The 11,779-nt window shown below is 66.0% G+C and carries 11 protein-coding genes; 7 read left to right on the plus strand and 4 right to left on the minus strand.

The annotated features are described in order from the left end of the window. The first annotated feature begins 119 nt into the window (after positions 1 to 119). Genes H289_RS0121190 through H289_RS0121200 form a run of 3 tightly spaced genes read left to right on the plus strand, consistent with a single transcriptional unit; the run spans position 120 to position 3,894 of the window. A complete protein-coding gene (locus H289_RS0121190; RefSeq protein WP_020102831.1) occupies positions 120 to 566 on the plus strand; it encodes an MmpS family transport accessory protein in 447 nt (148 codons plus the stop codon). Then, complete coding sequence (locus H289_RS0121195; RefSeq protein WP_020102832.1) at positions 563 to 3,472, plus strand: MMPL/RND family transporter; 2,910 nt, start codon at positions 563 to 565, stop codon at positions 3,470 to 3,472. The genes H289_RS0121190 and H289_RS0121195 overlap by 4 nt, the downstream gene beginning before the upstream one ends. After that, the gene (locus tag H289_RS0121200) at positions 3,469 to 3,894 is read left to right on the plus strand and encodes a hypothetical protein (protein ID WP_020102833.1); all 426 of its coding nucleotides are present in this window, start codon (positions 3,469 to 3,471) and stop codon (positions 3,892 to 3,894) included. The genes H289_RS0121195 and H289_RS0121200 overlap by 4 nt, the downstream gene beginning before the upstream one ends. On the opposite strand, the gene H289_RS0121205 is transcribed toward H289_RS0121200, so the two are convergent. Then, positions 3,895 to 4,668 (minus strand): enoyl-CoA hydratase/isomerase family protein, encoded by a 774-nt coding sequence (locus tag H289_RS0121205; RefSeq protein WP_020102834.1) that lies wholly within the window; start codon positions 4,666 to 4,668, stop codon positions 3,895 to 3,897. 10 nt (positions 4,669 to 4,678) lie between these two features. After that, positions 4,679 to 5,359 carry a TetR family transcriptional regulator gene (locus H289_RS0121210; protein ID WP_020102835.1) on the minus strand — a complete coding sequence of 227 codons (681 nt, stop codon included), beginning with the start codon at positions 5,357 to 5,359 and terminating at the stop codon, positions 4,679 to 4,681. 145 nt (positions 5,360 to 5,504) lie between these two features. Here H289_RS0121210 and H289_RS0121215 point away from each other — a divergent pair, with 145 nt between their 5' ends. After that, the gene (locus H289_RS0121215; RefSeq protein WP_020102836.1) at positions 5,505 to 6,557 is read left to right on the plus strand and encodes a ferredoxin reductase; all 1,053 of its coding nucleotides are present in this window, start codon (positions 5,505 to 5,507) and stop codon (positions 6,555 to 6,557) included. Positions 6,558 to 6,595: 38 nt separating this feature from the next. Continuing rightward, on the plus strand, positions 6,596 to 7,741 hold the full coding sequence (locus H289_RS30970; RefSeq protein WP_051128553.1) for a fatty acid desaturase family protein: 1,146 nt from the start codon (positions 6,596 to 6,598) through the stop codon (positions 7,739 to 7,741). On the opposite strand, the gene nei2 is transcribed toward H289_RS30970, so the two are convergent. Continuing rightward, positions 7,643 to 8,443, minus strand: coding sequence for an endonuclease VIII Nei2 (gene nei2, locus H289_RS0121225; RefSeq protein WP_020102838.1), 801 nt, complete (start codon positions 8,441 to 8,443; stop codon positions 7,643 to 7,645). The two genes, H289_RS30970 and nei2, sit on opposite strands and share 99 nt — an antisense overlap. Then, positions 8,443 to 9,414, minus strand: a complete 972-nt coding sequence (locus H289_RS0121230) for an NAD(P)H-dependent flavin oxidoreductase (protein ID WP_020102839.1) — start codon at positions 9,412 to 9,414, stop codon at positions 8,443 to 8,445. The genes nei2 and H289_RS0121230 overlap by 1 nt, the downstream gene beginning before the upstream one ends. Before the next feature lie 100 nt (positions 9,415 to 9,514). Here H289_RS0121230 and H289_RS0121235 point away from each other — a divergent pair, with 100 nt between their 5' ends. Both H289_RS0121235 and H289_RS0121245 read left to right on the plus strand, forming a co-directional pair. After that, the gene (locus H289_RS0121235) at positions 9,515 to 10,453 is read left to right on the plus strand and encodes a MerR family transcriptional regulator (RefSeq protein WP_020102840.1); all 939 of its coding nucleotides are present in this window, start codon (positions 9,515 to 9,517) and stop codon (positions 10,451 to 10,453) included. Positions 10,454 to 10,538: 85 nt separating this feature from the next. Further along, entirely contained in the window at positions 10,539 to 11,777 is a 1,239-nt protein-coding gene (locus H289_RS0121245; RefSeq protein ID WP_029105540.1) for a thiolase family protein, read from the plus strand. The last annotated feature ends 2 nt before the right edge of the window (positions 11,778 to 11,779 follow it).

The raw sequence follows: 11,779 nt of genomic DNA on the forward strand, positions 1-11,779 counted from the left end.
TTACGTGTTGAATTATAGCCCCAGCGGGTCTACTGTCATACCGTCAACCTTCTTGATCAGCCACGCTAGAAGGCGTTCCGCGCAGTCCGTGCCCCGCGTACGGATTGAAAGGGGCACGGATGCAGCAGGTTTCGATCAGACGCCGACTCGGCCGGCACTGGATGTATGTGGTGGCCGTGGTGGTGGTCGTGGTCGCCGGGTTCGCGGTGTACCGATTGCACGGCATCTTCGCCTCGCATGACGTCACCTCGACCCCAAGCGGTGCGGTGAACGACATCGTGCCGTTCAACCCCAAACATGTGGTGATGGAGGTCTACGGGCCGCCGGGCACCGTGGCCACCGTCACCTACCTGGACGTCAATGCCCAACCACAGCGCGCCGACGCCGTCACCTTGCCGTGGACCTACGACACGACCACCACGCAGCCCGCGGTGTTCGTCAACCTGCAAGCCCAAGGCGACAGCAACTCGATCGGCTGCCGCATCACGATTGATGACGCCGTCAAGGACGAGAGAACGGTCAATACCGTGCACGCCTTCACCTACTGTCTGGACAAATCCGGATGAGCGCCAACCGCGTGCCCGACTTCATCCGGCGATACTCGGTGCTGATCGCCTTCTTCTGGCTGGCGTTGGCCGTCGTCACGAATGTCTTTGTGCCGCAATTGGAGACCGTCGCCGAGTCGCACAACGTGTCGCTGAGTCCGACGGACGCGCCGTCGCTGCAGGCGGCGAAGCAGATCGGCAAGGTGTTCCAGGAGTTCAACTCCGACAGTTCGGCCATGATCGTCCTGGAGGGCGACAAGCCCTTGGGGGCGGACGCGCACCACTACTACGACGGCCTGATCGAGAAGCTCACCGCCGACACCAAACATGTCCAGCACGTGCAGAACTTCTGGGGCGACCCGCTGACGGCAGCCGGTTCGCAGAGCGCCGACGGCAAGGCCGCACTGGTGCAGGTCTATCTCGCCGGCAATCAGGGTGAGTCGCTGGCCAACGAGTCCGTCGACTCCGTCCGCAAGATCATCGAATCCACCCCGTCGCCATCAGGTTTGAAGGTGTATCTCACCGGCGCTGCGCCCCTGATCACCGACCAGTTCGAGGTGGGCCGGCACGGCACGCTGAAGACCACCCTGATCACCATCGGCGTCATCATGGTGATGCTGTTCTCGCTGTACCGCCGGATCACGACGGTGATCGTGGTGATCTTCACCGTGATGATGGAGCTGACGGCCTCTCGTGGCGTCGTCGCGTCGCTGGCCAACGCCGGCATCATCGAGCTGTCGACGTACTCGACAAACCTGTTGACGCTCTTGGTCATTGCCGCGGGTACCGATTACGCGATATTCCTCATCGGCCGCTTCCATGAGGCCCGGTATGCGGGGCAGGACCGGGTCGAGGCGTACCACACCATGTATCACGGGACGTCACACATCATCCTGGGATCGGGCCTGACGATCGCCGGCGCGGTGTTCTGCCTGACGTTCACCCGGCTGCCGTACTTCGAGAGCCTCGGAATCCCGGCCGGCACAGGCGTTCTCGTAGCCGTGGTCGCCGCGTTGACGCTCGCGCCCGCGCTGTTGTGCATCGGCCGGCACTTCGGTCTCTTCGAACCCGTGCGCCAGCTGCAGACTCAGGGCTGGCGGCGCATCGGTACGGCCATCGTGCGTTGGCCCGGTCCCATCCTGGCGGTCACCGTCGCGGTGGCCCTCATCGGCCTGATCGCCCTGCCCGGGTACAAGACGAGTTACGACACCCGCCCGTACATGCCGGCCGACGCGCCCGCCAACATCGGCTACGCCGCCGCCGAACGGCACTTCTCCCAGGCCCGGCTCAATCCCGAACTGCTCATGATCGAAGCCGATCACGATCTGCGGAACTCCACCGACATGATCCTGCTCGAGCGCGTCGCGAAAGCCGTCTTCCACACCGACGGCATCGCGCAGGTGCAGTCGATCACCCGGCCGCTGGGGACGCCGCTGGACCACTCGTCGATACCGTTCCTGATCAGCGCCGGGAACGCCGGCCAGATCAACAACCTGCCCTTCCAGCAGGCACGTAGCGCCGACCTGCTCAAGCAGGTCGAGGTGATCAACAACTCGATCGACATTCTGCGGCAACAGTATGCGCTGCAACAGCAGTCGAGCGGTATCACCCACGAGCAGGCCACGGCGTTTCAGCAGACGGTCGCGACGGCCCAGGATCTGCGCGACAAGATCGCCAACTTCGACGACTTCTTCCGCCCGCTGCGCAACTACTTCTACTGGGAACCGCACTGCTACGACATCCCGGTCTGCGCTGCCCTGCGGTCCATATTCGACGCGCTCGACGGCATCGACGACCTGACCGATCAGCTGAACGACGTCGCGGGGAGCATCGCCAAACTCGATGCGCTGCAGCCGAAGCTGCTCGCGTTGATCCCGCCGCAGATCGCCAGCCAGCAGACCAACCGCGAACTGACGATGACCAATTACGCCACGAACAAAGGGCTCAACGACCAGGCTGCCGCATCGCTGCAGAACGCCACCGCACTGGGCCAGGCGTACGACGCGTCGAAGACCGACGACTCCTTCTATCTACCGCCGGAGGCGTTCACCAACCCCGAGTTCCAGCGCGGTATGAAGCTGTTCATGTCGCCCGACGGCAAGGCCGCCCGCATGATCATCACGCACGACGGCGATCCCGCGACGCCGGAAGGCATTTCGCACATCGCCGCCATCAGGCATGCCGCGCAGCAGGCCGTCAAGGGGACGCCGTTGGGCGGCTCGAAGGTCTATCTCGCCGGAACCGCGGCCACCTACAAGGACATTCAGGACGGCGCCAAATACGACCTCATGATCGCCGGTATCGCCGCGCTGAGTCTGATCCTGCTGGTGATGATGTTCATCACCCGCAGCATCGTCGCCGCCGTCATCATCGTCGGTACCGTGGCGCTGTCGCTGGGCGCATCGTTCGGACTCTCTGTACTGATCTGGCAGGACATCTTCGGCATCGAGCTGTACTGGATCGTGTTGGCGCTGGCCGTCATTCTGCTGTTGGCGGTGGGGTCGGACTACAACCTGCTGCTGGTCTCGCGGTTCAAGGAGGAGATCCACGCCGGTATCAACACCGGCATCATCCGCGCGATGGCGGGGTCCGGCGCGGTGGTCACCTCTGCCGGGCTGGTGTTCGCCGCGACCATGGCGTCCTTCGTGTTCGCGGACCTTCGAGTGCTCGGCCAGATCGGCACGACAATCGCCCTCGGGCTGCTGTTCGACACGTTGATCGTGCGCTCGTTCATGACACCGGCCATCGCGGCGCTGCTCGGCCGGTGGTTCTGGTGGCCGCTCAAGGTACGGCCACGCCCCGCCAGCCAGATGCTGCAGCCCTACGGATCCCGCTCGGCCGTGCGCCAACTGTTGTTGTGGGAAGACGGCGATCCGGCGGTCACGGGATCGGGTGCAGGTGCGCGACGGTACGGAGGAGACGCATGACGGGCATCGAACTGTGGGGCGGCCTGACCATCCTCGCCGGGCTGATGGCACTGATCTGTCTCGCATGCGTCTTCGTCTACATCCGCGGGCTGGAGCGGCGGCCACCCGCCGCACTGGGTGAACAGGTGGGCGCCCACAAAGCCGTACTGGCCAAAGTGCGCGAGGGCCAACCGATGTCGCAGGACGAGATCGACTACGCGAAGGAACTGGTGTCCGACGCCGGCTCACCGCTCGCCTACGCGATTCCCGCGCTGCTGTTCACGATGGGCTTCTTCTATGTGGTCGGCTGCATGTATGAACTGCAGGTCCACGGCGGCCATCCGTCATTCCGCACTTTCGTCGGCGGCATCCCGATGCTGACTTCGATGAACATCTTCGGCCAGCTGCATCGGGTGGCACGATTGAAGAAGCGCGTGCCCTAGCTACCGGGGGCCGAAAGCCTTTGCTGCCAAATCGATGTGGGCCGAGGCGGCGAGAATCTGGCTGCGGTTCTCGACGTGCAGTGCGGCCTGCAGGCTGGGGGCCTCGAGGTTGGCCCACAGCACCTGCTTGGTCGACTCGACACCGAATTTCCCGTAGCTGCACAGGGTTTCGGCGATGGCCAGGGCGTCAGCGACGACGTCGTCGTCCGACAGTCGCGAGACCAGGCCCAGGCGCAGTGCCTCGTCGGCCTCGACCGTCCGGGCCGTGAGAATCAGATCGAATGCCTGCCCGGCGCCGACGATCCGGGGAAGGGTGTAGCTCACCCCGATGTCGCAGCCGCCGATGCCCAGCTTGATGAACTGGGTGCAGAACCGTGCGCCGGGTCCCGCGATGCGGATGTCGGCGGCCAGCGCGATGGCGAAGCCGCCGCCGTATGCGGGCCCGTTGACCGCGGCGATCACCGGCTGGCGCAGATTCTGGATTCGGGTGGTCAGCTCGGCGATACGTTCCTGCCAGCGCATGCCCGAGCGCGGAAATTCCAGTCCGCCACCGGCTTCCGGGGGGTTGGGGTCGGAAAGGTCCAGGCCGGAACAGAATCCGCGGCCGGCGCCGGTGAGCACGACGACACGGCACTCGTTGTTCCGGTGGATCTCCTCGAGCGTGCTGTGCAGGGCCTCGACGAGTTCGAAATTCAGCGCGTTGAGTTTTTCCGGCCGGTTCAGCGTGAGGACGGCGATATCAGGGCGTGGATAGGCGAGCGACAGCGTTGTCATGCGCCTGACGTTAGCCGCTGTGCCACCCGGCCACGCCGACGGCGATCATGCGCAGCTGCTTGCGCGCGGTCCGCTTGACGTCGTCCAGTGCCTTGGCGTCGTTGGCGTCGTCGATGGATTCGGCGGTGGTCATCATCGTGTTGACGAACAGCCCGGCCACGATGTTCAGGTCCTCGGCGCTCCAGGTGGTGAGCCCGGGCAGCCGGCCCAGGTCGATCGCGAGCTCTGAGGTGATCAACCGGATTTCCGTGCGGATCGCATAGCGCAGCGCGGTGACACCGCTGTTGCGTTCACGGCTGATGAAGCGCCAGTGCTCGGGGCGTTCGGCGACGCTGTTGAACAGGATGTCGACCGAGGACTCGATGATGCGTTTGGGGTCGAGTTGGCCGGCGCGGCCACCACGGAGCATTTCCCGCAGGGCGCGGAACGACTCGTCGATCAGGACCAGGCCGAGGGCGTCCATGGTTTCGAAGTGCCGATAGAAGGCCGCCGGCACGATGCCGGCCTCGCGGGTGACCTCACGCAGGCTGAGCGCGCTGAAACTGTCCTCGTCGAGCAGCTTGAGGGCGGCCGCGATGATGGCGCGGCGGGTGGCTTCCTTGCGCTCTTCGCGAGAGAGGTTGTCCTGGACGCGAGAGCTTGATGAGCGGCTGGACCTCCGGTCGCGTGAACCAGGGGTACGACTGTTCACCGAACAAAGTTTACACAGCACACCGAAACCGCAGATGGATACAAATGTGTATGAGTTATGAGTACGGATGTTCACCGTGTGATCCGAGCAACAACCTGCACTTTAAGTCTTGACGCGAACGGTTGAAGTCGGTCACTGTGTACATATGTTCACCGAAACTTTGAGCCGCCGAGTACGGCGCTCCGCCCTGGTTGGCATCCTCACCGGCCCGCATGGCGTGGACCGGTACACCGAGGTTTTCGACCGCACCTGGACTGTCAACGATGCCCGCGCCAAGGTGGTCGCGGTCCGTCGGCAGACGCCGCGCAGTGTCACCCTGACCCTGCAGCCCAACGACGCCTGGCAGGGCTTCAAAGCCGGCCAGCACATCAACCTGACCGTCGAGATCGACGGCCGTCGCCGCACCCGGTGCTACTCGCCGGCCAACTCCGAGGGCAGCCCGGTCATCGAACTGACCGTCGGCCTGCACGACGGCGGCCTGGTCTCCACCCACCTGTTCGAGCACGCCGAGCCCGGCATGGTCGTCCACCTCGACTCCGTCGGCGGTGACTTCGTCCTCCCCGAGCAGCGCCCGCGCCGCATCCTGCTGGTCTCGGGCGGCAGCGGCATCACCCCGGTGCTGTCGATGCTGCGCACGCTGCGTGAGGAGAACTTCGACGGCGAGGTCGCGTTCCTCCACTACGCCCGCAACCCCGAAGAGGCCGCGTACGCCACCGAGCTGGCGGCGACACCCGGCGTGAAGGTGCTGCACAGCTACACCCGGTCCAACCGCGGCGACCTCAGCGGCCACTTCGGCCCGGATCACCTGGCCGCCGCCATGCCCAACCCCGATGCCGTGTTCGTCTGCGGCCCGCCGGCCTTGGTCGACGCGGTCAAGGACCTGCTGCCGGGCGCGCAGTCCGAGAGCTTCGTGCCCCCGGTCATCGCCGTCCCGACCGACGCCTCCGGCGGCAACGTCGCCTTCACCGGGAGCAAGGTCGACGTCGTCGATGACGGCCGCTCGATCCTCGAGCAGGCCGAGGCCGCCGGCCTGAACCCGACCAGCGGCTGCCGGATGGGCATCTGCCACACCTGCACCCGCAAGAAGATCAGCGGCCCCGTGAAGAACCTGATCACCGGCGCCGTCTCGACCGCGCCCGACGAAAACATCGAAATCTGCGTGACCGCCCCGTGCGGCGACGTCCAGATCGACCTCTAGACCACCCCACCAGCCCACACACTCAAAGGAGACGAACCATGGCTCAACGTCCCGCCCCCATGACCCCCGAGCAGTTCGACGAATTCGGCCGCGCGCTCGACACCATCCGCGAACGCCACCTCGCCGACCTCGGAGACCGCGACTCCGACTACATCCGCAACATCATCGCCATGCAGCGCAAGCTGGAGGTCGGTGGCCGCGCCCTGCTGTTCCTGCCGCCGGCCTGGCCCGTCGGCACCGTGATGCTCGGTCTGTCGAAAATCCTGGACAACATGGAGATCGGCCACAACGTCATGCACGGCCAGTACGACTGGATGGGTGACCCGGCGCTGCGCGGCCAGAACTTCGAATGGGATTCGGCCTGCCCGTCCAACCAGTGGCGACACTCGCACAACTACATGCACCACACCTACACCAACATCGTCGACATGGACCGCGACATCGGCTACGGCATCCTGCGGATGAGCGAGGACCAGAAGTGGAGCCCGTACTACCTGGGCAACCCGGTCTACGCCTTCCTGCTGATGGTGTTCTTCCAGTACGGCGTCGCGCTGCACGAGCTGGAGACCGAGCGCATCCGCAGCGGTGAAATCCGCCTGCGGGACAAGAAGGACATGCTGCGTGAGATGTGGGCGAAGGTCCGCAAGCAGACCGTCAAGGACTACGTGGCGTTCCCGCTGCTGGCCGGACCGTTCCTGCCGTTCGTGTTCGCCGGCAACATGACCGCCAACCTGATGCGCAACGTGTGGTCGTACGTGATCATCTTCTGCGGTCACTTCCCCGAGGGCACCCACGAGTTCACCATCGAGGAGACCAAGAGCGAGACCCGCGGCCAGTGGTACTACCGCCAGCTGCTGGGTTCGGCGAACCTGTCTGGCGGCAAGTGGTTCCACATCTTCAGCGGCAACCTGTCGTTCCAGATCGAGCACCACCTGTTCCCCGACATCCCGGCGCACCGTTACGCGGAAATCTCGCCCGAGGTCAAGGCACTGTGCGAGAAGTACGACCTGCCCTACAACAGCGGTCCGATCCACAAGCAGTTCTTCTCGGTGGTCAAGAAGATCTGCCGCCTGGCCCTCCCGGACTCATGGCTGACAAAGCGGGCACCAGAAGGTGATCCGGTCAGTGAGGTTGTTGAGGTCGCCGACGACGTCGAGGTTCTGGTGCCGGTTCCGGTCGCCTGATTCGATCAGCGTCCCGCACCTGCGACACGCCTGCCCGGCCCGGCCGTACACCCAGAGTTGACGGCCGGGTCGGGTATCGCCCGTTGTCGTGCGGTTCCATCGGTTTCTGTTCAACCACAACATGTCCCGGGCCCGCTGCGCCAGCCGCAGCGGGTCTTTCACTGTGCTGACCGGGGCGGTCGGGCGGCGGCCGACGATGAAGCACAGCTCATTGGCGTAGACGTTGCCGACGCCCGCGAGGTTGCGTTGGTCGAGTAGCGCTTCATGCAGCGCCCTGTCCGGGTCCTGGGTGAGGTTCTGGGCTGCCCGGTGTGGATCCCAGTCCGGGCCGAGAAGGTCCGGGCCGAGGTGTTTGACGGGTTCCTCGTCGTGGTCCCGTTTGAGGACTTCCAGGGTGCCGAGTTCTGAACCCACCGCTTGGATGTCCTTGGTTTCCAGGATGATTCTCGTCTTGTGGTCGGGCCGGCGGGGCCTGGTGTTGACCTGCCACTTGCCCTCCATCTTGAGATGCGAATGGATGCTGGCCTCGGCGGTCCGGATGAACAGGTGCTTGCCGCGGCTGATGACGTCCTCGACCGTCTGGCCGGTGAGGTCGACGGTGGCGAACTTCGGCACGCGAATGTCGCAGCGCGTCAGCGTCTTTCCCTGCAGCGCCTCGCGGAGGATCGCTGCGGTGTGAAAAACCGTGTCGCCTTCGGGCATCAGCGGATGTAGGCGTGGGCTCGGGTCAGCGCGCGTTCGGCATCGTGCGCGATCTTCTGGACCAGGGGAGTGGCCAGCTCCAGCTCATCGATGAGGTCGAGGGCCTCACCGGCCCAGATCGGCACGTAATCCATGTGCAGCTCGGCCACCTTGGTGCGGAACTCCTGCTGTGCCTTGGGATCCGCGTCGAGCTCGGCGTCGCGGTCCTGCCACTCGTCGGTGAAGACGCTGCGCACGGTACGCGCCGGATACTCGGCCGGCCAACGCGTTTCGACAGGGCGCGCGGCGATGTCGATGGCGCGGCCGCTGGTGGTGTCCGCCGCCTTCGCTTTCAGCATGACCTTGGACTCGGCGGCGCTGAGCAGGGACTCGTGGGTGGCCTCGAATCGGGTGCCGATCATGGCGCCCGCCGCGCCGAGGGTCAGCGCAGCCGCCAGGCCGCGGCCGTCTGCTATCCCACCGGCGGCAAGAACCGGGATGCCGTGCGCGATGTCGACGACCGCAGGCACGAACGGCAGCGTCGACCTGCCGCCGTGGTGGCCCCCGGCCTCCCGGCCCTGCGCGACCAGTACCTGGACTCCGGCGTCGAGCGCCTGCTTGGCCTCATCGAGGCTGTGCACCTGGGACAGCAGCGGGATGCCGGCGTCGTGGATGGCCTTGGCGAACGGGGCGGGGTCGCCGAACGACAAGATGATGGCGGCGGGCTGCTGCGCGATCACCCAGTCGATGATCTCCGGGTTCACCGCCCAGGTGAGTAGGCCGACGCCCCAGGGCTTTTCGGTGCCCTGCTTGGCCAGCTGGCATTCAGCGGCGAGCATCGTGAGGTCACCGCGGCCGCCGCCGATCAGGCCCAGCCCGCCACCTTCCGATACCGCGGCTGCCAGCCGGCCACCGGATACGTCGCCCATCGGGGCCAGGACGATCGGGTGGTCGATGCCGAACAGTTCCGTCAGCGGGGTGTGCAGGGGCATGGCTTCACTCTAGGAGCCCGGCATGAATGGGTCCGGCGGCCGCGGAAGTTGACCTTGCCCCCGGCGGCAATGTTTACCCTCTGGGCTGAGGACATTGACCATGCAGATTTCTGAGCTGGCCCGGCTGACGGGCGCGTCGACCAAGGCCGTGCGGTACTACGAGGACCTCGGCCTCCTGGTGCCGTCGCGTCTGCCCAATGGCTACCGGGATTACACCGAAGAGGACGTGCAGATCGTCAGCGAGGTGCGTGCGCTCGCCGCGGTCGGCATCGCCCCATCGAAGGCCGGGCCGTTCATCGACTGCCTTCGTCATGGCCACGAACACAGCGACGAGTGCCCCGAGTCGCTTGCGGCGTATCGGGACAGCATCGCGGTCCTCGACGAGACCATCGCGTCGCTGACACAGCGGCGGCAGGACCTCGCGGCGCGGCTCGACGCCGCCGCGTGCCGAGCATTCGACAAGAAGGATGAACTGTTGACAGATTTCACGACGCTCCCCGCCGGCCTGCCCGTTCCCGAAAACGACGGTGCGGCTGATCATCTGGTCGGGCTGCCGGTCCCGGACATCACGCTGAGGTCGAGCGGCGGTGGTGACGTCCAGCTGCGTCAGCTGCCGGCGGGCCGGACGATTCTGTACCTGTATCCGCTGACCGGCCGTCCCGGTGCCGACCTCCCCGCGGGCTGGGACGCGATTCCCGGGGCTCGGGGATGTTCCACCGAGGCGTGCGACTTCCGCGACCATTTCGCCGAGCTGAAAGCCGCTGGGGCGAGCCAGGTCTGGGGACTGTCCAGCCAGGATGTCGACTACCAGGCCGAAGTGGTGCGGCGGCTGCGGCTGCCGTTCCACATGTTGTCGGACGAGACGTTCGCGCTGGCCGACGCGCTGCGGCTCCCGACCTTCGCCGCAGACAAGCATCCTCGGCTCTACACCCGCCTCACGCTGGTGATCCGGGACAGCCGGATCGAGCACGTCTTCTATCCGATCTTCCCGCCGAACACCCACGCGCAGCAGGTGCTCGACTGGCTGCGCCGAGCGTGAACCCGATCGTCGACTTTCTCGAGATCCGCGCGATCACGTTCACGTTCGACGTACGCTCGGCTCGACATCGAGCGGGAGACGGTTGATGACAGAAGCATTTGTGCTTGGTGGTGTCCGCACTCCATTTGCGCGGTACGGCAGTTCGCTGTCGCACATCCGCACCGACGACCTCCTCGGCATGACGATGAAGGGCGCGTGCGAACGCGTCGGCGTCGAGCTCGGAGCCATCGAGGACGTCGTCGCCGGCTGTGTGAATCCGGTGCACGAGGGGATGGGTGACGTCGCCCGCTGGGCGGCGCTCGCCGCGGGCTTCCCGGACACCGTGGCCGGGACGACGATCAACCGGTTCTGCGGGTCGTCGCTGAGCGCCACGATCAACGTCGCGCACGCAATCCGGGCCGGCGATCTGGGCGTGGGGATGGCCTGCGGCGTCGAGTCGATGTCGCGATCGGGCTGGGCCTACATGAAAGGCGACGCGCCGTTCGCACCGCGCGGGCCGGTCATCCTGCTCGACACCATGTGGGCCGGTGCCGGTGGTCCACCCAACCCCGCGCTGCTGGCGCGCAACGCGTACATCAGCATGATCGAGACCGCGCAAAAGGTCGCCGATCGCTACGGTCTGACGCGCGAGGAGATCGACGCCTTCGCGCTGCGCACGCAGCGAAATGCCAAGGCGGCCCGCGATTCCGGGCGCCTGGCCAAGGAGATCATGCCGGTCGAGATCGCCGCGACGAAGAAGTCGCCCGTGCGGCTTTTCGAGCACGACGAGTTCATCCGCGACGAGACCACGGCCGAGCAGCTGGCGGCGCTGCGCCCGCAGCCGGGAACCACGCAGATGACCGCGGCCAACTCGACACCACTCACCGATGGCGCCAGCGCGCTGGTGCTGGCGTCGGGGGAGCGCGCGGCGGAACTCGGCGTCGAGCCGTTGGCGCGGGTGGTGTCCTCGGCGGTGTACGGGATCGACCCGCTGTTCATGGGTCTCGCACCGGCGTGGGCGCTGCCCCTGGCCATCAAACGTGCCGGGCTGAGGCCCGAACAGATCGATGTCTGGGAGGTCCACGAGGCGTTCAGCGCGCAGGCCCTCGGGGTGTTGCGGGAGCTGCCGAATCAGCTCGACGGGTTCGTCGTGCCCGACGAGAAGCTCACGCCCAATGGCGGTGCCGTGGCGATCGGTCACCCGTTCGGCGCCACCGGGGCCCGGTACGTCCTGACCCTGGCCACCGAACTGCGCGAGCGCAACGCCCGGTACGGGGCCATCGGCGTCTGCGTCGGATCAGGTCAGGGCGTCGCGATTGTGATCGAAAACCCTTCTGCTGCCTGAGT

Source organism: Mycobacterium sp. 360MFTsu5.1, from assembly GCF_000383495.1.
Taxonomy (GTDB): Bacteria; Actinomycetota; Actinomycetes; order Mycobacteriales; family Mycobacteriaceae; genus Mycobacterium; species Mycobacterium mucogenicum_B.

Excerpts from the sequence above, each read along its gene's own strand:
- H289_RS0121245 (WP_029105540.1), top strand. The coding sequence starts at position 10,539 with ATGACAGAAGCATTTGTGCTTGGTGGTGTCCGCACTCCATTTGCGCGG.
- H289_RS0121230 (WP_020102839.1), bottom strand. The coding sequence starts at position 9,414 with ATGCCCCTGCACACCCCGCTGACGGAACTGTTCGGCATCGACCACCCG.
- H289_RS30970 (WP_051128553.1), top strand. The coding sequence starts at position 6,596 with ATGGCTCAACGTCCCGCCCCCATGACCCCCGAGCAGTTCGACGAATTC.
- H289_RS0121200 (WP_020102833.1), top strand. The coding sequence starts at position 3,469 with ATGACGGGCATCGAACTGTGGGGCGGCCTGACCATCCTCGCCGGGCTG.
- H289_RS0121205 (WP_020102834.1), bottom strand. The coding sequence starts at position 4,668 with ATGACAACGCTGTCGCTCGCCTATCCACGCCCTGATATCGCCGTCCTC.
- H289_RS0121215 (WP_020102836.1), top strand. The coding sequence starts at position 5,505 with ATGTTCACCGAAACTTTGAGCCGCCGAGTACGGCGCTCCGCCCTGGTT.
- H289_RS0121235 (WP_020102840.1), top strand. The coding sequence starts at position 9,515 with ATGCAGATTTCTGAGCTGGCCCGGCTGACGGGCGCGTCGACCAAGGCC.
- nei2 (WP_020102838.1), bottom strand. The coding sequence starts at position 8,443 with ATGCCCGAAGGCGACACGGTTTTTCACACCGCAGCGATCCTCCGCGAG.
- H289_RS0121195 (WP_020102832.1), top strand. The coding sequence starts at position 563 with ATGAGCGCCAACCGCGTGCCCGACTTCATCCGGCGATACTCGGTGCTG.
- H289_RS0121190 (WP_020102831.1), top strand. The coding sequence starts at position 120 with ATGCAGCAGGTTTCGATCAGACGCCGACTCGGCCGGCACTGGATGTAT.